Source organism: Lactonifactor sp. BIOML-A5 (assembly GCF_009677585.1).
Classification (GTDB): domain Bacteria; phylum Bacillota; class Clostridia; order Lachnospirales; family Lachnospiraceae; genus Lactonifactor.
Window position 1 is genome coordinate 49,213 of the sequence record NZ_WKYV01000012.1, and the last position, 20,080, is coordinate 69,292.

A 20,080-nucleotide genomic window follows, 5' to 3' on the forward strand; every position below is an offset into this window, starting at 1 on the left:
GAAGATAGCATGAAATGGAATGTGAAAAAAACAGGGTACCTGTTTCTTCTTGTGCTCACAGCGGCAGTGAACGGGTGCAGCCAGGACAGACAGGGGGAAAACGATACACTTTCAGAGGTGCTTCCGCTTACCTGGTTTTCGGATGTGAGCTTTTGGCATCCCCCTGAAGATTGGGATTGTAGTGAGGATACTGTGCAGGGGGTGCTTACCCAAAAGACGGGCCTTACCTTTGAGATGGAAATACCGCCCGAAGATGCGGAGACGAAGTTAAGCTGGATGCTTGCAAATGGGGAGCTCCCAGATATAATTTCTATCACAGATGAAAAAATGATAGATAAGCTAACTGCTTCGGGTGAGGTATGGAGGATGGATGAATTTCTCGAAACATATGACCCGGATTCTCATCTTCTGAAAGACTTTCCCGGGGATATAAAAGAGGGATTGACGGAGAGAGACGGGGGCTGGTATGCGCTGCCGAGCCACCTTAGCTCAGAGGACAACAGGGCGCGGTATGCAGAAATCAGTACTTTTTATCAGGAACTGCAGAAATACCATGAGAATAATGCTGTTATCATAAACGAACAGCTCATGGAAGCCTCTGGAATAACTCTGGAGGAACTAAAGACAGAGACCGGGTTTGTGCAGGCGCTGCAGAAGGTGAAATCCATGGGATTGTCGGTCAACGGAAAACCGGTGATACCGCTTCTCTATGACGGCAATGCCTACCAGGAATCTTCCCTGCCATTTCTGCAGATGAATTTTGGCGCAGTGCCTGTAAATGACGAGAGGCACTATCAGGATATCCTTCGGGATCCCAATTATAAACATGCCCTGCATTTTATGAACCGTACCATCAGGGAAGGCTATGCAGATATGAAACAGCTCACCATGGATAACAGCGAAATAAAGAAGCTTTTTTCTGAGGAAAGAGTATTTGCCTTTATAGGAAATATTGCCAATACTGGATATGACAGTTCTCTCTGCTGGATATCACCGGGGGCAATTTATTCCGATACAGGTGCATCCCCTGTATATGGGAAAAATTTTCGAAATCTGGGATGGATCCAGACTTTCATATCCAAAGAGAACCCATATCCAGGGGAAACAGCGAAATTTTTAAGTTATGTAACCAGTGAAGAGGGGCTGATGCTTCTTTTTTACGGGATTGAGGGAAAAGATTATACGCTGGATGCCGCTGGAAAAGCTATCCGTGCAGAAAATGGGGAGAAGCGGGAAGAGACCGGACTGAATATATACTGGCCGTTTGTGAATACAGACTGGAGCTATACAGTGATGCCAGAGCCAGATCCGGATACCAGATCAGGCAAGTCCCAGATTATGACAAAAAATGCGGGAAGTGCATATGTTTTGGATGAAAGAACAGAAATGTATGACGCATCCCTAGTAAACCTTTCGGATAAATATTTGGATTTTACTGACGGGGAGGAAGAGACGCGGGAAAACCTGGAGGCATATAAGAAGAAGCTGACTGCTCAAATTGTTACAGCTCCGGATGAGGAAAGTGTTGAAGCACTGTATAGGGAGATGCTGGATACGATGGATGGGATGGGTCTTCCGGATATAGAAAAAAAGACAGACCAGAAGATGCAGGAGTGCTCACAGAGAATGCAGGGGGATGCCTGCAATGGAGAATGAGGTGGACTGGGAAATAAAAAATAAGACAAAAATATAAAAATAGAGCCATATGGACAGGATATCAGCTGCTTTATAATGATAAAGTGGACAGATATCCTTTTTTTGATGGACAATGGTACCCCCAGTGGTGCCGGATGGAGAGAATTCATGAAGGTTTTTTTAGTTGAAGATGAATCAATGATGCGCAGCGGAATTAAAAACAATATGCCCTGGGAACGAGAAGGGTTTGAGATAGTAGGGGATGCTGCAAACGGAATGCAGGCATATCCCATGATACGGCAGAAACAGCCGGATATTTTAATCACTGATATTTTTATGCCCTGCATGGATGGCCTGAAACTGAGCAGGCTGGTAAAAACTGAGCTGCCTCATATTAAAATTCTGGCACTCAGCGAACGTAAAGAATTTCAGCATATTCAGCGGGCCATTTCCATCGGTATTACGGATTTCCTGCCGAAGCCTGTAGACTCCGGGGAATTGATGAAGGCAGTGAAAAACGCTGCTGCCGATTTGATAAAAGAAGAAGCGGCACGAAGGAAGCTGGAAAGATTCCGGGAGAAGACAGAAGAAAACAGGAGGCTTCAGAAATACAAACTTCTTTTGGCCGTCCTTTCGGGGACTATGCCGGAACAAGAGATTCTGGGGCAGGGAAAAAGACTGGGCATTGATTTCCAGGGAAGCGAATTTGCGGTACTCTTGTTTGGTATGAGGAGTCACACTAATATCCCTGCAGATCAGGAGGCTGAAAAATGCATCAGGGAATGCATAAAAGAACTAAAACATACAATTGCCGTTGATCGGGGCCGGGACGGATGGGTCCTTCTGATAAAAGGAGACAGGCTGGGATCAGTGAACGACCGTTTAAATCTGTGCTGCACCCGTCTGACAGAGGTTCTCCAGCCATACAGAGAGGTAAGCTTCTTTGGGGGTATCGGAAGAACCGTGTCCTCTCTGTCTCATATTCCTTATTCCTGCCGGGACGCAGAAAAGGCGTTTTCCGGGAGACATTTCCAGGACCAGAACCAGTTCGTTTACTGCTGTAAGGAGGAAGGCGGTCTGCAGAGAAAAGAGTTTTATGCCAGTCTTCTTATGCAGTCAAAGGAGGCAAGATGCAGACTGGACCATTTTCTGCGAAATGGCCTGTGCGGAGAGGAGGAAGCCTTTGTGAACTCATATCTGGATGCAGTGGGGGAAGGGCTGTATAAGTTCAGAGTATTGAGGCAGTATGTTACGCTGGATGTGTATCTCGGCGTCATAACCTTTCTGGACGGCATAGGTGCAGAAGCCTGCAGCCTTTCCGCAGAGGCTTCTGATATCAACCGTGCGGCTGAGAACATTCATTCACGGGACAGTTTGAAGGCTTATCTGAGGATGCTGCTTAAGGAAGCAGTTGAACTCCGGGATGAGCAGTCTGGCGAGAAATATGGCTTTTCTGTAAAAAGAAGTCTTGCCTACATTGATACGTTTTACAGCAGAAGTGATTTATCACTAAATACAGTGGCGGCTCATCTGAAGATAAGTCCGGGATATTTCAGTTCACTGTTTCATCAAAAGATGGGAAAGACCTTTGTTGAGTATCTTACCGGGGTAAGGATGGAACACGCAAAGAAACAGCTGTGCGGTACAGATAAGAAGCTTTCCCAGATTGGGTATGAGGCAGGATACCAGGATAATCATTACTTCAGCTATATTTTTAAAAAGACGCAGGGATGCACTCCCTCTGAATATCGTAAGAGAAACAGAAAACAAAGGTAAAGCAGCATAATGTTTGTATCTGTTTTATTTGCTATAAGCAGTGATCATCCTGTATAATGAAATATTATACGCGGTTGCACAGCGAAGCGCAGAGAAAGGCAGGCACCAGTTATGCTGCAGTACATTGATCGGATAGAAAATAAAGGGATCCTGGGGATTATGAGAAGATCCTGCAATTATGTGGATCCCAGGCTTATGAACCATGGTTACAGGACTTCATATTTGGTGTCAAAGATATTGAAAAAGACAGGAAAATACAGCGCAGTTCAGATGAGGGATATTTGTATCCTGGCCATGCTGCACGATATAGGTGCTTATAAAACCGAAGAGATTAGCAGAATGCTGGAGTTTGAGACGGAGAATGTATGGGAGCATTCCAACTATGGGTATCTGTTTATTAAGTATTTTTCTCCCCTTGCCAGACTGGCCCCGGTTGTGCTGCTTCATCACACTTCCTGGAAGCAGCTAAAGGAGATGGGGAATGTAAGCGAAGAGATAAAGACACTTGCCCAGATTCTTAATATCGCGGACAGAACAGATGTGTACATGGAGGAAGAGGGACACCGCTGGGAGGATTTCACAGTACTGCTGAGACAGGAGAGCGGCAATAAATTTGCCCCCTGGCTGGTGGAACTTGTGACGGAGGCAGGGACGGAAGGCTTGTTAGAAAAGAGAGCCCTGGAAGACGAGAAATTTAAGAACTTGCTGGGCAGCCTTCCTTTTACAAAAGAAGAAGTGAAAAACTATCTCAGGATGGTGATCTGTACCATAGATTTCCGCAGCAGACATACGGTAACGCACACTATGACGACCACCAGTATCAGCTATGAGCTGGCTCTTCGAATGGGGATGAGTGAGAGGGAGATCACCAGTATTGTGCGGGGCGCCCTTCTCCACGATCTGGGGAAAATCGGAATACCTGTAGAGATACTGGAGTATCCGGGAAGGTTAAGCCCTCAGGCCATGCATATTATGCGGACCCATGTAAATATTACGGAAGAGATTCTTGGGACAGATGTGGATGAGACCACAAAGAGGATTGCCCTCAGGCATCATGAAAAACTGGATGGTTCCGGATATCCGGGAAAACTTACCGGCAGGGATCTGACAAAGGGAGAGAGAATTGTGGCTGTTGCAGATATTGTCAGCGCCCTCACAGGGACCAGAAGTTATAAGGATGCATATCCCAAAGAGAAGGTAGTCAGCATTATAGAGGGGATGCGAAGGGAGAACACCATTGACGCAGAATGCGTCAGCTGTATGGTGGCGGATTACGAAGGGATTATGGAACATACTCTGCAGCGGTGTCAGCCTATTTTGGATGCCTACTATAATATTAAAAGAGAATATCTGGAGAATGATAAGATAATAAAAAATTTATAGAGATGAAAAAGGTACCCTGAAGGAAATGTTATCTGCGGTGACATTCCCTTCAGGGTATCTTTTGCTGTTACCGGTATATTATAACCGCAGTCTTTCCATGCATTTCTTCACTTCATACGTTACTTTTTCCAAATCAATGGTCATAAATTCCCCTTTATAATACAATATATCCCCCCGAACCATAGTCATGGCCACATGATTTCCGTGGGCGGCATAAACAAGATTAGACACAGGTGAAGTAAGGGGTGAGAGGCCGGGATGACTCAGATCCAGGGCGATGATATCGGCATCCCGCCCCGGGGCAAGTATGCCGGATTCTCCCTCCCGTCCCTGTGACAGGAGTCCTCCCTGAACCGCCATGGAGAGCACTTGGCCGGCGTCCGCAAATTCCGGATCCTTATGGATTCCCTTCTGGAGCAGAGCAGTAAATTTCATAGTTTCAAACATATCGCCGGAATTGTTAGAACAAACCCCGTCTGTTCCCAGAGCAACAGGAATCCTCCGTTTAATAAAAGGTTTCAGGTTGGCAAACCCACAGCCGCATTTTAAATTGCTGCAGGGATCGTGAACAATAACGGCCCTGGAGGAACTGAGAATCTCAAGCTCCTCCTCTGAAACATAGATACCGTGAGCAGCAACCACTCTTGAACGAAACACCCCCGCCCTTTGAAGGGCGGTAATGGGAGAACAACCGTAACTTTGGATACAATTTTGCACTTCTTCACTGGTTTCGCAGATATGGGTATGTATCCCTATATGTTCCCTGACAGCCAGATCCCCGATAAACTCCCAGAGGGCCGGGGTGGTCTGAAATACACTTTGTATACTGGTATCGCACCGGATACGCCCCCTGTCCCAGCCGTTATAAGTATGAATCAGGTCAATGGATCGCCTGACAGAGGGAACAAGAGCCGGATCCTGGTCTGCAGAGCAGGTAATACTTTCGCAGATATTAGCCTTTATCCCGCTGTCCACAGCAGAGCGGAGAATGGTGTGGGAGGACCGATACATATCGCTGACAGAGGTTGTCCCGTAGGCCAGCATCTCTGCAATTCCCAGAAGAGAGCCATAGTAATAGTCGTCATCCGTGAGGGCTTCCTCTGCAGGCCAGATATGTGACAGCCACTGATCCAGAGGACAGTCGTCAGAAAATCCCCGAAGCAAAGTCATAGGCGTATGGGTATGGGCATTTACAAGTCCGGGACAGAGGAGAAGGTTTCTTCCGTCGATTTTCTTGTGCCGGGCAGGGAGCTGCTGGGGAGGTTCCTGTCCAATATGGGAGATACGCCCGTCTTCGGTTACCAGGCAGGCGTTATACCGTACAGGGGCAGTGTCATCCAGGGTTAGGATTGTGGTGTTAGTAAATACATAATTTTCTTTCATAGGTTCCTCCGATTGGATGTTAACGTAACAAAAATGAAAAACTCAATTATGTTTCTAATGTATACCTCACGGCCGGAAGTTGTCAATTGTGAAAAATGTCAATAAATGTGTGCGTAGATCATTAGAAAGTAACAAAAATGTAAACACAAGAAAAGAAATAGCGAAAAATAATTGACAAGTTTAGTAAAAAGATGTATGTTTGTTACGTAAACAAGATACGTAAAATTTACGAAACAGAAAAAGTAACAAAAGAAAAATATAAGGATAAGAAGGAGGAAATGAAATGAAGAAAACGAAAAAGGCTCTCGCCATGCTCATGGCCGCTGCTATGGCAGCAACAGTGTTCACTGGGTGCGGAAAGGAAGAAGAGCAAAAAGGCTCACAGGAATCTGCCTCGTCCAAAGAAGAGGGGGATTCTTCGGGGAAAAAGGAATTGTCCATGTGGTTCTGGGGCGCATCTGATTATCAGAGGGAAGCCATGGACAAGTATCTCATTCAGGCGTTTAATGAATCCCAGAATGAGTATGAGCTGACCGTAGAGTACCGGGCATCTGTGGACAATGATATTGCAGTTGCTCTGTCAGGAGGGGAGGGGCCGGATATTGTATATGGTTCAGGGCCGGCCTTTGTAGCAGGATATGCGGCGGAAGGCCTGTTTTTGAATCTGGACAAGTATTCAGAACAGTATGGCTGGAAGGATCGTGTACTGGATCCCTGTTATGAGATCTGTACGATTGACGGAAGTCTTTACAGTATACCGGGCGCGCTTACCTCCACCGGGGTATTCTATAACAAGAAGGTTCTCGAAGATAACGGCTGGGAAGTGCCGACAACTTATGAACAGCTGGTAGACATTATGGAACAGGCAAAGGAGAAGGGGCTTTATGCAGGTCTTACCGGAGCCAAGGACTGGCGGTATACCAATGAGATGTATGTGGGGATGATGCTGACCCATGTGGCAGGTCCTGAAGTCATGTATAAGGTTCTTACCGGTGAGCAGAAGTGGAATTCCCCTGAGGTTGCTGAAGCCATGAATGTGTTGGTGGACTGGTATAAGAATGGTTACCTTGCCGGGGAAGATTACTGGAATTTTGACTTTAATGAGGCTGCTATGATGCTGGCCAATGAGCAGTCTCCTTTCTTCTACGGCGCTCTTAATGTATTTCAGTTTATAAAAAACATAGCTACCGAGGAACAGTGCGATAACATTGGATTCTTCCCATTGCCCAATTATGACGGCAGTACGGATCACAGAGCATCCCTGGGTTCCATCTGCTCTTTCTCTATTAATTCCCAGTGCAAAAACCCGGATGGGGCGGCTATGGTTCTGGATTATATGCTTACCTCTGATTTTTCAGCGGGAATGTCCTCCCAGTGGCCCGGATATTGGGGAATGCCTCTGAAGGATCTTACGCAGATTGATTTGGAACAGTATCAGGGAATTTACAAAGAATATATGAAAACCTGTACGGATATTGTGAAATCTCTGGATGAGGGTGATTTTGCCTATGGCGCGGCTACCTGTTTCCCGGCGTCCACTTATGAGGCCTGCATTGATATTGATACGGTATGGTTTGGAGAGGCTACGGTGGAGGAATACCTGGATAATATGGATAAGGCCTTTGCAGAGGATGTAGAGAAGAAATCTGTTGCCACCATTCCTAAACCTGCATTTTAATTTACTTAGCATAACTGCGGAGGGGCAGGGACCTGCCCTCCCAGTGAGACGGAGAAGCTTATGAAGAAAAAAGATTCAAAATATATTCTTTTTATGATGCCCGCTATCCTTATCAGCGCCAGCGTTGTGGTTTTACCGGGAATAAATACCATATATTCCTCTTTTACAGACTGGAATGGATTTGCAGCCAAAAAGAATTTTATCGGACTGGCAAACTATATCAGCCTGTTCCAGGACAAATATTTCTGGATCGCCCTGAAAAATAACCTGATCTGGATGGCTCTGTTTTTAACCGTGCCGGTGGTGATAGGAATGGGAGTTGCCCTTCTTCTTTTAAATAGAAAAAAGGGGCGGAATATGCTGCAGATGGTTATGCTGATTCCATATGTTCTGGCGCCTGTGGTGACTGCTATGATTTGGAAAAATATTATATACAGTCCTACCTCTGGCCTCCTGCAGTTTATCAATCAGATGGACCTGGGATTTGTGCTGAAAACGCCTCTGACCAGCAAGAACTTTGGACTTATTGCTGTGGCAGCCGTAGATATCTGGCACTTCTGGAGTTATCTGATGATTATCTATCTGGCATCTCTGCGGCAGGTTTCTGAGGATCAGGTAGAAGCGGCTAAATTGGACGGAGCCAATGCCTTTCAGAGGTTTCGGTATGTATATTATCCTAATATCAGGCCTACGGTACGGCTGATGCAGATTATGATTGTGATCTTCTCCTTCCTGGCTTTTGATTATGTTCAGCTGATGACCCAGGGAGGGCCGGCCCATTATACGGAAGTGCTGAGTACTCTTGCCTATTCCGCGGCCTTTAGTGAGCGGAAGATAGGCATGGCTTCTTCCATTTCCATTGTCATGAGCTTCTTCGGCCTGATTGCTTCCGTGATATATATGAAGTTAAGCAGAGGGGAGGAAAGGGATTAGTTATGAAGAGAAAAAAATGTACGGCAATTTTTCAGTGGATCATCATTGCCCTATTGATATTTATTGTTCTGTTTCCACTGTACCTGGTAGTGATTAACGCATTCAAGCCTCATGCTGATATTGTCACTAATCCCATTAGTTTTCCAAAGTCAGCTTTTCTGGACAACTTTTCCAAGGCCTGGAGGACTGCTAATTTTTCAAGGGGTTTTTTTAACAGTATCCGTCTGGTGGTCACAACCGCCCTGATTGTACTGGCAGCCTCTGCCTTTGCAGGATATGCCCTGGGTACAAAAAGGTTTACAGGGAAAGGTCTCTTGCTTTCATACTTTCTTCTGGCTATGACCATACCGGTGCAGTTATTTCTGTTCCCCCTCTATGGTGTATTTGCAAAATTGGATCTGATCGGAAATATCTATGCGGTTTCCTTTGTGATTGCCGCCATCAATATGCCTCTGGCAGTAATGCTTATGCGTACCTTCTTCGTGGGGGTGCCTATGCAGCTGGAAGAGTCGGCCATGCTGGATGGGGCCAATACCCGGCAGATTCTGTTTCAGATTATTTTTCCCTGTGTCAAGCCAGGATTCATTACCGTAGCGGTGATTGTCATATTAAATGCATGGAATGAATATCTGATTTCTTCTACATTCCTGCAGGGGGAAAGGAACTTTACAGCAACACTGGGATACCTGTCCCTGAACGGAGGATCTGTTACCTTTGACCAGGGGATGAAGATGGCAGGTTCCCTGATTATTGTAATACCAATCCTTATCTTCTTTCTGTCTCTGCAGAAGTATGTGGTGGATGGACTCACCGCGGGATCGGTAAAAGAATAGGAAAAGGAGGAGAAAGAAACGAATGGTACGAGAAGAATACGATAATCCTATGGCTCAAAATGTGCGGGATGTCCCAGGTCTCTGCATCAGCCAGTGCATATTATTAGAGAAGGCTTCACGTCTTACACTATCTGCCCGGGAGATCTGGGACCTGAGCAGAATCATTGTTACAGGCTGCGGAGACTCTTATGCTGCCGGCCTGGCCATGAAGCCGGCGATAGAGGAGCTGACCGGATTGCCTGTGGAAGTGATACCCGCAGTGGATCTGGCCCGGTATACCCCCTCGGAACTGCTGACAAGACAAAAAGGAACCCCTCTGGTGCTGGCTGTGAGCAATTCCGGAAGGGTTGCACGGCTGGGGGAGGCCATAGAGAGAGCCGGAAACTACGGATGTCTGACTGTTGCCGTTACCGGCAGTAAGGAATCCAGACTGGCCCGTGTATCCAAAAAGGCAGTGGAGTTATCTATTCCGGAGTTTGTATCCGGAAACGGGGTGAGAAGTTATTTGGTATCTATGCTTGCCCTGCTGATTATAGCAATCCGCATAGGGGAGGTAAAAGGCAGGTATACCATGGATGACTCCCAGAGCATAAGAGATGAAATCTGTTTCTATGCGGAGGAATTTCAGAAAATGCTGCCTGATCTGGATGAGCAGATGTTCAGGACTGCAGAGAAATATGCGTCCAAGGAGCTGTTTGACTTTATTGGCTCCGGGGGAAACACAGGCACTGCCTGGTTTTCCCAGGCTAAAATCATTGAGGCCACTGGGGAGTGGGCGGCATACAGTGACACAGAAGGGTGGATGCATCTGAACTGCTTTTTCAAACATCTCTCCAGAAAACTTACCGTTCAGTACGCCTCGGCAAAAGGACCGGAACTTAGCCGGTCAATGGAACTTATGTGGGCGATCACAGAAATGAAAATGGATTTTTGTGTGATAACAGACAGCAGTGACCTGGTGCTGCCAGAAGGCGCAGAGCGGATATGGATACCCGGCTGCCAGAAAGATTGGATGTGGCCTCTGCTGAATTACCTTCCGGTATCGCTTTTGGCGGGTTACCTCTGTGAACTGAAGGGGGAGGCCTATGGAAGAGGATGCCGGGACAGCTGGAAGGTGTGCGGAACAACAAAGCTTCTCACGGAAAGCAGAATAGAGATTCTATAGGAGAAAAGTTATGATTAAGGAGTTTAGATTTTCTACAAAGAAGGACGACGTATTCTGCCTCACCGGGTATGTGGAGGAGGCAATAGAGGAGAGTCAGATTCAGGAGGGGATGTGCATGGTGCATATTCCTCATACAACCGCAGGACTCTGTCTTACCTCAAAATGGGATGAGACAGATTTTGCGGATATCAAAGGAGAGCTGCGGCGGATTGTGCCCACCAGAGTGGACTTCTGCCATCAGTTTGATACTCCCGAAGACGCGGCAGGACATATCAAATCGGTTCTTACCGGCTGTACACTGCCGATTCTGATCAAAGACGGAAAAGCCCTTCTGGGAAGCTCCCAGGGGATTTATTTTCTGGAATTTGACGGACCCAGAAACCGCATGTGCTATGTAAAGGCATTTGTCTGTTAGAGGAAATATTCAAAAAGTAAAGAAATGAGGTTATAGTAGTCTATGGAAAGAAAAAAGTTAATACTGAACTGTGATCCGGGGACGGATGATTCGGTATGCATTATTATGGGACTTACTCATCCGGGAATTGATCTGCTGGGGATTACGGCAGAAAGCGGGAATCTGCCTGCAAGTAAAAGCTGTGCCAATGCCCTTAGGATTCTGGAACTTATGGAACGCCCGGATATCCCTGTAGCCAAAGGAATGGAGCACCCTCTGGTAAGAGAGTATCCAAAAGATCCCTATTCCCACGGAAAAGACGGGCTGGGAAATCATTTTTTTCCGGAACCTGAGTTAAAGCCGGATTCCAGATATGCGGCACAGATGATCATAGACCTGGTAGAGCAGTTTCCCGGGGAGGTGACTATCCTGTCCACTGCTCCATTGACAAATATTGCACTGGCATTTATGCTAAAACCAGACATTATTCCTATGGTAAAAGAGGTATATCACCTGGGCGGTGCATATGGGGTCACGGATTATGCATTTCTCAACGCAACAGGGGACAATCCTATGAGCGAATGGAACGTTTATGTGGATCCTGAGGCTGCAAAGGCAGTATATGAGTCTGGGGTAAAGCTGACAACCATAGGCTTGGATGTAGCGTTCAATCCGGAATGGGTAAACATCCGGGAAGAGGCGCTTAAAAAGCTGGAAAAATTGAATACCAAAGCGTCCAGATATGTGCTTGAGATTATTGATTATGTGGATAAGAACAATTCGCTGCCGGACCTGTTTAATAATGGTCCTATTGACACGGTAGCTATGTGTGCGGTGATTCAGCCTGACATAATAGAAACCAGGGAGATCCATGTGGAGGTGGATACCAGTGACAATCAGCTTACCAGAGGAATGACCCTGTGGGACAGAAGAAACCATTTCAAATGGACACATATTCCCAGAATATGGACAGCCTGTGCCATTGACAGTGAGCGCTATCAGAGAACCTTTGTGGAAGCTGTAGGGGGGAAACCCTATGACGAAATCTGACAGCGCAAAGAGGGAGACACCAACCCTGCATAATCAGGCAGAGAAGGGGCAGATTGCGGACTGCGTACTGATGCCCGGGGATCCGCTGCGGGCACGTTTTATCGCAGAGAGCTATCTTGCGGGTGCCAGACTGGTCAGTGAGGTCAGAGGCATTTATGCCTACACAGGCAGCTGCCGGGGCAGGAAAGTGTCCGTCATGGCCAGCGGTATGGGGGCAGGATCTATGGGAATATACTCTTATGAGCTCTTTCAGTTTTACGGTGTGGAAAAGATTATAAGAGTGGGATCCGCAGGGGGACTATCGCCTTATCTGGCTCTCAGAGATATTGTAATAGGCACTGCATCCAGCACGGATACAGGATATGCCCTCCAGTATGGTCTGCCGGGAACCCTGGCTCCATGCGGGGACTTCGGGCTGGCAAGAAAAGCTTTTGACTATGCCGAAAAACAGGGGCTTGGATGCCGGGCGGGTATGCTCTTTTCCGGAGAGGCCTTCTACTATGAGGAGGAAACTCTCAGAAAATGGGCACAGATGGGGGCACTGGCAGTGGAGATGGAGTCGGCTGCGCTGTACATGAATGCGGCAAAGACTCATAAAAAAGCATTGGCAATTTGCACGATTTCTGATTTGGTATTCTCTGGCGAAAAATGCAGCGTGGAAGAAAGGCAAAACAGCTTTGATGACATGATAAAGATGGCCTTATCTATAATTACATAATCGGGGGAAAGGAAATAAGAAAATGGCAAGTTCAAAGTATACCGTACGGGATCTGGCGAGAGATGCAGGTGTGTCAATCGCCACCGTATCCCGTTATATTAATCAGGATTACGCTTCTATGAGTGAGAGTACCCGCAAAAAGCTGGATGAGTTAGCGGAAAAGAATGGATATGTGAATGCAAAGCTGAAAAGCCCGGCCAATATCGCTGTGGTGATTCCTGATATTACAGATCCCTTTTTTGCACAAATCGTGGAAGCTGTGGAGAAGTGTTCCGAAACTTATAATTATAATGTGCAGCTTTGCCTGAGCCAGGAATCCTTTGAGAGAGAAAAGCAGTACATCAAAAAACTGATTCAGCAGAATGTGCAGGGAATCGTCTACATGAGCACTGTAAATGAGGAAAAAAACTGTTATGATATGCTCAAAGATGCAGGGAAGCCTTTCGTGGTGCTTGACAGCTACCTGTCAGAGTATAACGTGCCCGCTCTGGTATTCTCCAACGGCGTATGGGGCATGTATGAAGCAACAAAACATCTTATAGAAAACGGCCACACACAGATCGCGTATATCTCAGGCCTGCGTTTTCACATGTTTGAGCATTACCGGTACCAGGGATATGTGAATGCCCTGTTGGATTCCGGTCTTGCAGTGAATCCCAATCTGGTGAAATTTGTGGGATTCGGTATGCTGGACGGAGTAAAATGCTTTCGGGAGCTTATGGAGAGTAAAAATAAGTTTACTGCGGTTATCTGTGAAAATGATGTGCTGGCAATGGGGGTCTATAAGGTGTGCGCACAGATGGGGCTTGGAATCCCGGAGGACTTATCAATTATAGGTTACAACAATACGATCCTGTCGGAGTGTGCCCAGCCGGCCATGACGTCGGTGGACCAGCACGTGGATGACATGATTCAGACAGCCGTGGATCTTTTGATGAAGCAGATCCATAATGAACCTATAACAGATAAGATTATCCGGATTGCTCCGTCTCTTGTAAAGAGAGATTCTGTAAAAAAAATCAACTGAATATAGAATAGGAGAAAGAGATATGGCAGATTACGTGATTGCCGGCAATGCTGCTGTAGACAAGATAACGTTTGCCGATGGAACAAGCACCGGTTTCATGCCGGGAGGAGCTACTTTATTTGCCCTCACAGGGATCCTGCTGTGGACAGACAGCGTGCTGATGTGCGGGGGATTTGGTGCGGATTATATGGAGCATATGGGAGACTGGATGGAGCGCAACCATATAGACCGGAGAGGATTTCATGTAAGAGATCCCAAAAATCCTTTAAATTATCTGGTGTACAGGGACAGCGGAGACTGGTATTCCTATACAGAATATGGAAACGCTCATTATGAAAGCCTGGATTGTGATCCCCAAAAGGACCATCTGCGGGAATTTTTGAAAGGGACAAAGGGGGTCTATTGCTTCCGGGCGGATGATTTGGACTTTTTCGGACAGATGGCACAGCTGAGAAAGGAATTCGGCTTTCGGTTTATGTGGGAAATCAAGGCTACCATTACCGTTCCGGAAAAGCTTCCGGTGATCCGAAGGATACTGAAGAATACAGACGCATTTTCTATTAACCGCAGAGAGGCGTATCGGTTATTCGAAGTGGAGGAAGACAGCGAAGCCATACGGGCGCTGCAGGGACTTGATGTGCCTATGGTGGTATACCGGATTGGCTCAAGGGGACTTTACATTATCAAGGGGGAAGAGGTATTTTTTGCCCCCAGCTTTCAGAAATATTCTGTGGTGGATGTGACCGGATGCGGAAACAGCTCTACTGCTGCCGCCTTTTACGCCTGGTGCGAGAATATGGATGTCTGCGGTATTGCTGCCGCGGCTAATATTACCGCAGGAATGAACCTGAGATACCAGGGGGCTATGGAACTGACTCCGGAGAATAAGAGAATCGCCCGGGAGGAAAAGAAAGAGCTGGAAAACCGATACAGAAAAGGCAGTATGGAGGCAGGAATTGTATGAAAGAATCCGTAAAACGGTTACTTGATAGTTATGTGTACAAAGACCGTATGGAGCCGGGAGGAATCATGGCCCCGGGAGGTCTGGCAATTGAAGGAAAACCTGCTATGACAGGGATTGATCCTGACAAGGTGGGAAGATATGTAGTTATGCTGGTACGGGATCCTCTGCTTGTGTATGGCGGGGATCCCGCTGAGATTCTTGCAAAAAGACTGGAAAATCCGGTATTGGCGGGTAAAACAGGTCTTTTTACCACCTGGAGCGGTTGGTATAAGGGAGCCCATATAACCTTCGTCAGCGGAGGCAGCGGTGCGCCGGAGGCGGAGCTGCCCCTTGTGGAGCTGATGCATTACACAAAAGCAGATACCTTTATAAGGCTCGCAGGCTCTGCGGCCATCAGCGAAGAGGTGCATAGCGGGGATGTGGTAATAAGCAGCGGAATCGTAAGAGGGGACGGAGTCTCCAAAGTTTATATAGAGCCTGAATTTCCTGCCCTGTGCAGCCACGAAGTGGTACTGGCTATGAGCAAAAGCGCTTCTGATCTGGGCTGCAGATGGCATGTGGGGGTTACCAGATGCTCTGACTGTGAGCACGTGGGCGGCGGACGTCCGGCTGTGGATGGGTATATACAGCCCTGGCACACGGAGATTATAGAGTATTATAACAGGGCAAATGTTCTGAACCTGGATCGGGAGTCCAGTGTTATTGCCACACTATGTACACTGTTCCAAAAGCGCGGGGGTGCGGTATTCTCCATAGACAATAATATTGTAACCGGAGAACGGTTTATACCGGGACAGGGACATGATGATTCCATCCAGGTAGTCCTTGAGGGGCTTGCCAATTTACATAACATGGATGTACAGAAGGAGAAAAAAAATCTTCCCTGCTGGGTGCCGGAGGAAATAGAATAAAGCTATGGATGAGAGCCAATACAGAAAAAATCTGAAGGTACCTCTGCATCGGGTGGACGTGGTTTTAGATACGGACGCTTTCAATGAGATTGACGACCAGTTTGCCATTGCCTATCTGATGAATTCCGGGGAAAAGCTGAATCCCGCTGCAATTTATGCGGCACCCTTCCATAATCATAAATCCTCTTCCCCCCGGGATGGGATGAATAAGAGCTATGAGGAGATCAAAAGAATTCTGGATCTGGGGGGACACGGTGAGAAAAAGGAACAGGTATTTTACGGGGCCGACAGATTCCTTAAAAATGAGACCGAACCTGTGGATTCCCCTGCAGTGCGGGATCTGGTGCGCAGGGCAAGGGCGTATACCCCTGAAAATCCCCTGTATGTAGTGGGGATAGCAGCGCTCACCAATATTGCCTCTGCTCTTTTGACAGAGCCTGCGCTGAAGGAACGTATCGCAGTGGTGTGGCTGGGAGGGAATGCACGCCATTATGCCCATAACCGGGAATTTAATATGATGCAGGATTTGGCGGCTGCAAGGGTGGTATTTAACAGCAAAGTGCCGCTGATTCAGGTGCCGTGTATGGATGTGGCAGAGCATTTTACCATAACCCGACCTGAGCTGGAGTACTGGCTGCAGGGGAAGAATCCCCTGTGTGATTATCTCACGGGGATTGCCATAGGAGAGATGGAGACATGGGCAGAGGGAATGCCCTGGTCTAAGACCATATGGGATGTGACGGCAGTGGCCTGGCTTCTAAACGACCGGGGGAAGTTTATGGAAGAGAGGCTGGTATCCAGCCCGATTCCTGAATACAATGATACCTATACCTGCTGCGGGGACAGGCACCTGATAAACTATATATACCGCATCCATCGGGATGCGCTGATGAAAGATTTAATAGAAAAGCTGATAAAATAAAATGTATGGATACAAGGGGGCAAAACAATGATCAGTACTTACAGAGAGAAGATATATGCAGGCGTTCTTGGAAAATGTCTGGGAGTCTATATGGGGCGCCCGGTAGAGGGGTGGTTTTATGATAGGATCAATCAGGCATTCGGGGAGGTCTATAACTTTAAGCATAAGGCTGCAGGGGCGCCTTTGATTGTGCCTGACGATGATATCTCAGGAACCTTTGCTTTTTTCCGGGCGCTGGAGGATAACGGCTATCCGAAAGATCTTACGGCTAAACAGATCGGGGATACCTGGCTGAACTATCTGGTGGAGAATAAAACAATTCTCTGGTGGGGCGGTCTGTCCCGTTCCACGGAGCACTCTGCATATATAAGACTTAAGGAAGGAATTCCGGCGCCCCAGAGCGGAAGCATCGCCCAGAATGGACAGAGCATGGCGGAGGCCATCGGCGCCGAAATCTTTATCGATACCTGGGCACTGGTAAATCCTAATCAACCGGAACTGGCAGTCCGTATGGCGAAAGAAGCAGCAAGTGTGAGTCATGACGGGATTGCGGTGTCGGCCGCGTGTTTCCTGGCGGCTATGGAATCCATGGCCTTTGAGGAGACCAATATAGATACTCTCATAGATCGGGGGTTATCCTATGTGGATGACGATCTTCTGCATCGTCTGGTTGCGGATGTCAGAGCACAGTGCAGAAAGGCATCGGACTGGCACGAGGTAAGGGAGTGGATAGCGGCTAACCACGGATATGAAAAATATCCAGGCAACTGCCCTATGATAACCAATCATCTGGTAGTTTTGTCAGCTCTTCTAATGGGCGGGGATGACTTTAATAAATCGATTATGATAGCAGCCTCGGCAGGATGGGATACGGATTGCAATGCCGGCAATGTGGGATGCCTGAACGGGATCCGTCTGGGCCTGGAGGGAATCAACGGGGGAGCAGATCTTAGGGGTCCTGTTGCAGATCGGCTATATGTAGTTACTGCAGACGGGGGAGACTGTGTATCTGATGCCGTGCTGGAGACCAGAAAAATTCTGAGAGCAGCTGCGGAACTGTATCAGGAAAACATAGAGCTCCCGGATAAAAGATACGCCTTTGAATATCCCGGCAGTGTGCAGGGATTTATGATTCATCCGGATTACGCGGAGGAACAGGCCCTGTGCGGGATATCCAATCCTCTGGGGCAGGGACTGGAACTGGAGTATCGGCATCTGGCACCTGGAAGCAGCGCAGCTGCCTGCGTGGAGACTTATGTGGACAAGAGCCCTAAGGGAGTGGGAGGAACCAGCTATTTTGAAGTATATGCATCCCCTAATTTGTATCCTACCCAGACCGTAAATGCTTTGTTCTTCTGCCCGGATGAGGAGACGCCGTCCCTCCGCTTTTTCGTTGATTATTATGACGGCCAGGATCAGCTTCAGAAGTTAACAGGGGAGGAATTCCAGCTAAAGCCGGGAGAGAATCTGATTTCCTGGGAAGTGCCGGAACACTGCGGACAGGCTATTTACAGGCTGGGAATACAGCTTGCCAGCAAAAAGAGGCTGGACGGAAAGGTGATTCTGAAATGGATGGACTGGGCCGGGGCTCCCAGAAGGTATGAGATGGGCAAGTCTTACGAGATGACCCCTTCTCTGGTTACCTGGACCAACGAAACCATCTGGCTGAAGACTTTTGTCAGCTCGGCGGATAATTTTTATCCGGACTACCTCAGAACCTTCTCCGTATCTCACCCCGGAAAGAATGGAATTGTAACTACCGGAGGTCCGGACTGGAAGGATTATACGGTTACCTCTGCTATTACATTTTCCCAGCAGGAATGTGCCGGCCTTGTGGCCAGGGCGAAGGGGCACCGAAGGTATTATGCTGCTGTGTTCCAGGACGGGAAGGCAAAGATTATCCGGAGGAAGGACTGGGAGATTACGGAACTGGCTGCAGTGCCCTATGAGTATAAAATTGATGGAGAATATCAGGTTTCATTTACCGTAAAGGGGGAACATTTGTCTATGGCGGTTAACGGAGAGACTGTGGCAGAGGCGGAGGATTCCAGCTATGTCCGGGGCGGAGCCGGGTATGTCGTAGACCGGGGGGCCATCCTGGGAGATGGTTTCACAGTACAAAGAGTCTGAGTGAAAAGTAAGCAGCGCCTGCATCCGCAGAACACGGAGGCAGGCGCTGCTTTTTGTGAGTGATTTTTATAGGAAATCACAGCAAGAGCAGTTCGATGACAAACACACAGAGACAGGCAATCAGTGATACCTGAATCAGGCTTCGTCCCCGGTAAGCCAGGAGTATGGCAGCGGCAAACGCAGCCAGAGCGGACCAAACATTTGCCGTAGCAGTTAATATGGCCGGAAAGGTCATCACAGAGAGCGTCACAAAGGGTACATAGTGCAGAAAGGATTTTATGTATACATTTGTAATTTCTTTCCGGATCAGGGTGAGGGGGAGCACGCGGATCAGGTAGGTGACCACCGCCATTACAAGGATATATATGTAGATATTACTTTTCATGGGATTCCTCCTTTACTGGAAACAGAAAAGCGGCCCCTCCCGCAATGAGCACCGTCAGCAGGATAATACGGAAGCCAGAGGAGATGGAGCTGACCACGGGCAGCTTGGTGAACAGGAAGCTTAGCCCCATGGAAGCCAGGATGACTCCTGTTAAAACCCGGTTGCCTTTTGCAGGAGGGATAATAACAGCCAGGAACATGCCGTAAAGAGCCACGCTCAGCGCACTGATCACTCTGCCCGGCAGAATATCTCCGCAGACAGCTCCGAACAGTGTTCCTCCGGCCCATCCGGGCACGGCTGCTGTGATCAGCCCATAATTATAAAAGGGGCTTAAGCGTCCAGGCTTGCACACGGAGACTCCGAAGATTTCGTCTGTTACCCCATAAGCCACAGGAAACCGGTGGAGAAAGCTGTGCCGGCTGTCCAGCTTCTGGGAGAGGGAACAGGACATAAGACAGTAGCGGAGATTGATAATAAGCTGAGTGACGGCCATCTCTGTATAGGAAGCAGAGGCACTGATAATTCCCAGTGCGGCAAACTGACCTGCAGAAGTCAGATTAGCGGCAGACATAACAACTGCCTGGAGCGGAGTAAGTCCGGATCCGCTGGCCATGATGCCGAAGGTAAAAGATACGGCAAAATACCCCAGGCAGATGGGGATTCCATCCTTGACGCCGTATTTCCACTGCAAATAGTTACTGTTCATAGTTGGTACTCCTTGGCTTTTTGCACAAATTATAGCATTTATCTTTACATCAGTAAAACAAATGTTTATTATGAATACATAAGATAT

General features: G+C 47.7%; 18 protein-coding genes. 15 read left to right on the forward strand and 3 right to left on the reverse strand.

Annotated elements, in window-relative coordinates:
• The first annotated feature begins 9 nt into the window (after positions 1–9).
• From GKG41_RS11255 to GKG41_RS11265, 3 genes are all read left to right on the forward strand, one after another.
• Complete coding sequence (locus tag GKG41_RS11255) at positions 10–1,656, forward strand: extracellular solute-binding protein (protein WP_154258662.1); 1,647 nt, start codon at positions 10–12, stop codon at positions 1,654–1,656.
• A 147-nt stretch (positions 1,657–1,803) separates the two neighbouring features.
• Positions 1,804–3,411 (forward strand): response regulator, encoded by a 1,608-nt coding sequence (locus GKG41_RS11260; protein WP_173015606.1) that lies wholly within the window; start codon positions 1,804–1,806, stop codon positions 3,409–3,411.
• Between the two features lie 111 nt (positions 3,412–3,522).
• Complete coding sequence (locus GKG41_RS11265) at positions 3,523–4,794, forward strand: HD domain-containing phosphohydrolase (RefSeq protein ID WP_173015607.1); 1,272 nt, start codon at positions 3,523–3,525, stop codon at positions 4,792–4,794.
• Between the two features lie 78 nt (positions 4,795–4,872).
• On the opposite strand, the gene GKG41_RS11270 is transcribed toward GKG41_RS11265, so the two are convergent.
• Positions 4,873–6,177, reverse strand: coding sequence for an amidohydrolase (locus tag GKG41_RS11270; RefSeq protein ID WP_154258666.1), 1,305 nt, complete (start codon positions 6,175–6,177; stop codon positions 4,873–4,875).
• Positions 6,178–6,460: 283 nt separating this feature from the next.
• Between GKG41_RS11270 and GKG41_RS11275 the strand changes: the two genes are divergently transcribed.
• The 12 genes from GKG41_RS11275 to GKG41_RS11330 are packed head-to-tail and all read left to right on the forward strand — an operon-like array spanning position 6,461 to position 18,902.
• Positions 6,461–7,855 (forward strand): extracellular solute-binding protein, encoded by a 1,395-nt coding sequence (locus tag GKG41_RS11275; RefSeq protein WP_154258668.1) that lies wholly within the window; start codon positions 6,461–6,463, stop codon positions 7,853–7,855.
• A 60-nt stretch (positions 7,856–7,915) separates the two neighbouring features.
• The gene (locus GKG41_RS11280; protein WP_154258670.1) at positions 7,916–8,788 is read left to right on the forward strand and encodes a sugar ABC transporter permease; all 873 of its coding nucleotides are present in this window, start codon (positions 7,916–7,918) and stop codon (positions 8,786–8,788) included.
• 2 nt (positions 8,789–8,790) lie between these two features.
• Complete coding sequence (locus tag GKG41_RS11285) at positions 8,791–9,621, forward strand: carbohydrate ABC transporter permease (protein WP_154258672.1); 831 nt, start codon at positions 8,791–8,793, stop codon at positions 9,619–9,621.
• A 22-nt stretch (positions 9,622–9,643) separates the two neighbouring features.
• The gene (locus GKG41_RS11290) at positions 9,644–10,786 is read left to right on the forward strand and encodes an SIS domain-containing protein (protein WP_154258674.1); all 1,143 of its coding nucleotides are present in this window, start codon (positions 9,644–9,646) and stop codon (positions 10,784–10,786) included.
• 10 nt (positions 10,787–10,796) lie between these two features.
• Complete coding sequence (locus tag GKG41_RS11295; RefSeq protein WP_154258676.1) at positions 10,797–11,201, forward strand: secondary thiamine-phosphate synthase enzyme YjbQ; 405 nt, start codon at positions 10,797–10,799, stop codon at positions 11,199–11,201.
• 42 nt (positions 11,202–11,243) lie between these two features.
• Positions 11,244–12,230, forward strand: coding sequence for a nucleoside hydrolase (locus tag GKG41_RS11300; RefSeq protein WP_154258678.1), 987 nt, complete (start codon positions 11,244–11,246; stop codon positions 12,228–12,230).
• Entirely contained in the window at positions 12,217–12,948 is a 732-nt protein-coding gene (gene deoD / locus GKG41_RS11305; RefSeq protein WP_154258680.1) for a purine-nucleoside phosphorylase, read from the forward strand. The genes GKG41_RS11300 and deoD overlap by 14 nt, the downstream gene beginning before the upstream one ends.
• Before the next feature lie 22 nt (positions 12,949–12,970).
• Positions 12,971–13,975, forward strand: coding sequence for a substrate-binding domain-containing protein (locus tag GKG41_RS11310; protein WP_154258682.1), 1,005 nt, complete (start codon positions 12,971–12,973; stop codon positions 13,973–13,975).
• A 22-nt stretch (positions 13,976–13,997) separates the two neighbouring features.
• Positions 13,998–14,939 (forward strand): carbohydrate kinase family protein, encoded by a 942-nt coding sequence (locus tag GKG41_RS11315; protein WP_154258684.1) that lies wholly within the window; start codon positions 13,998–14,000, stop codon positions 14,937–14,939.
• Positions 14,936–15,850, forward strand: coding sequence for a nucleoside phosphorylase (locus tag GKG41_RS11320; RefSeq protein ID WP_226902277.1), 915 nt, complete (start codon positions 14,936–14,938; stop codon positions 15,848–15,850). The genes GKG41_RS11315 and GKG41_RS11320 overlap by 4 nt, the downstream gene beginning before the upstream one ends.
• Positions 15,851–15,854: 4 nt before the next feature.
• On the forward strand, positions 15,855–16,772 hold the full coding sequence (locus tag GKG41_RS11325; protein ID WP_154258685.1) for a nucleoside hydrolase: 918 nt from the start codon (positions 15,855–15,857) through the stop codon (positions 16,770–16,772).
• Between the two features lie 27 nt (positions 16,773–16,799).
• Positions 16,800–18,902 carry an ADP-ribosylglycohydrolase family protein gene (locus GKG41_RS11330; protein ID WP_154258687.1) on the forward strand — a complete coding sequence of 701 codons (2,103 nt, stop codon included), beginning with the start codon at positions 16,800–16,802 and terminating at the stop codon, positions 18,900–18,902.
• Positions 18,903–18,978: 76 nt separating this feature from the next.
• Here GKG41_RS11330 and GKG41_RS11335 read toward each other — a convergent pair whose 3' ends face one another.
• Positions 18,979–19,287 (reverse strand): AzlD domain-containing protein, encoded by a 309-nt coding sequence (locus GKG41_RS11335; protein WP_154258689.1) that lies wholly within the window; start codon positions 19,285–19,287, stop codon positions 18,979–18,981.
• Positions 19,277–19,993: an AzlC family ABC transporter permease gene (locus tag GKG41_RS11340; RefSeq protein WP_154258691.1), complete on the reverse strand. Its 717-nt coding sequence runs from the start codon at positions 19,991–19,993 to the stop codon at positions 19,277–19,279. Before GKG41_RS11340 ends, GKG41_RS11335 begins: the two co-directional genes overlap by 11 nt.
• Positions 19,994–20,080: the final 87 nt, after the last annotated feature.

Coding starts and splice junctions, on each gene's coding strand:
- GKG41_RS11265 (WP_173015607.1), top strand. CDS start 3,523: ATGCTGCAGTACATTGATCGGATAGAAAATAAAGGGATCCTGGGGATT.
- deoD (WP_154258680.1), top strand. CDS start 12,217: ATGACGAAATCTGACAGCGCAAAGAGGGAGACACCAACCCTGCATAAT.
- GKG41_RS11300 (WP_154258678.1), top strand. CDS start 11,244: ATGGAAAGAAAAAAGTTAATACTGAACTGTGATCCGGGGACGGATGAT.
- GKG41_RS11275 (WP_154258668.1), top strand. CDS start 6,461: ATGAAGAAAACGAAAAAGGCTCTCGCCATGCTCATGGCCGCTGCTATG.
- GKG41_RS11255 (WP_154258662.1), top strand. CDS start 10: ATGAAATGGAATGTGAAAAAAACAGGGTACCTGTTTCTTCTTGTGCTC.
- GKG41_RS11320 (WP_226902277.1), top strand. CDS start 14,936: ATGAAAGAATCCGTAAAACGGTTACTTGATAGTTATGTGTACAAAGAC.
- GKG41_RS11270 (WP_154258666.1), bottom strand. CDS start 6,177: ATGAAAGAAAATTATGTATTTACTAACACCACAATCCTAACCCTGGAT.
- GKG41_RS11260 (WP_173015606.1), top strand. CDS start 1,804: ATGAAGGTTTTTTTAGTTGAAGATGAATCAATGATGCGCAGCGGAATT.
- GKG41_RS11325 (WP_154258685.1), top strand. CDS start 15,855: ATGGATGAGAGCCAATACAGAAAAAATCTGAAGGTACCTCTGCATCGG.
- GKG41_RS11335 (WP_154258689.1), bottom strand. CDS start 19,287: ATGAAAAGTAATATCTACATATATATCCTTGTAATGGCGGTGGTCACC.
- GKG41_RS11285 (WP_154258672.1), top strand. CDS start 8,791: ATGAAGAGAAAAAAATGTACGGCAATTTTTCAGTGGATCATCATTGCC.
- GKG41_RS11315 (WP_154258684.1), top strand. CDS start 13,998: ATGGCAGATTACGTGATTGCCGGCAATGCTGCTGTAGACAAGATAACG.
- GKG41_RS11290 (WP_154258674.1), top strand. CDS start 9,644: ATGGTACGAGAAGAATACGATAATCCTATGGCTCAAAATGTGCGGGAT.
- GKG41_RS11310 (WP_154258682.1), top strand. CDS start 12,971: ATGGCAAGTTCAAAGTATACCGTACGGGATCTGGCGAGAGATGCAGGT.
- GKG41_RS11340 (WP_154258691.1), bottom strand. CDS start 19,993: ATGAACAGTAACTATTTGCAGTGGAAATACGGCGTCAAGGATGGAATC.
- GKG41_RS11280 (WP_154258670.1), top strand. CDS start 7,916: ATGAAGAAAAAAGATTCAAAATATATTCTTTTTATGATGCCCGCTATC.
- GKG41_RS11295 (WP_154258676.1), top strand. CDS start 10,797: ATGATTAAGGAGTTTAGATTTTCTACAAAGAAGGACGACGTATTCTGC.
- GKG41_RS11330 (WP_154258687.1), top strand. CDS start 16,800: ATGATCAGTACTTACAGAGAGAAGATATATGCAGGCGTTCTTGGAAAA.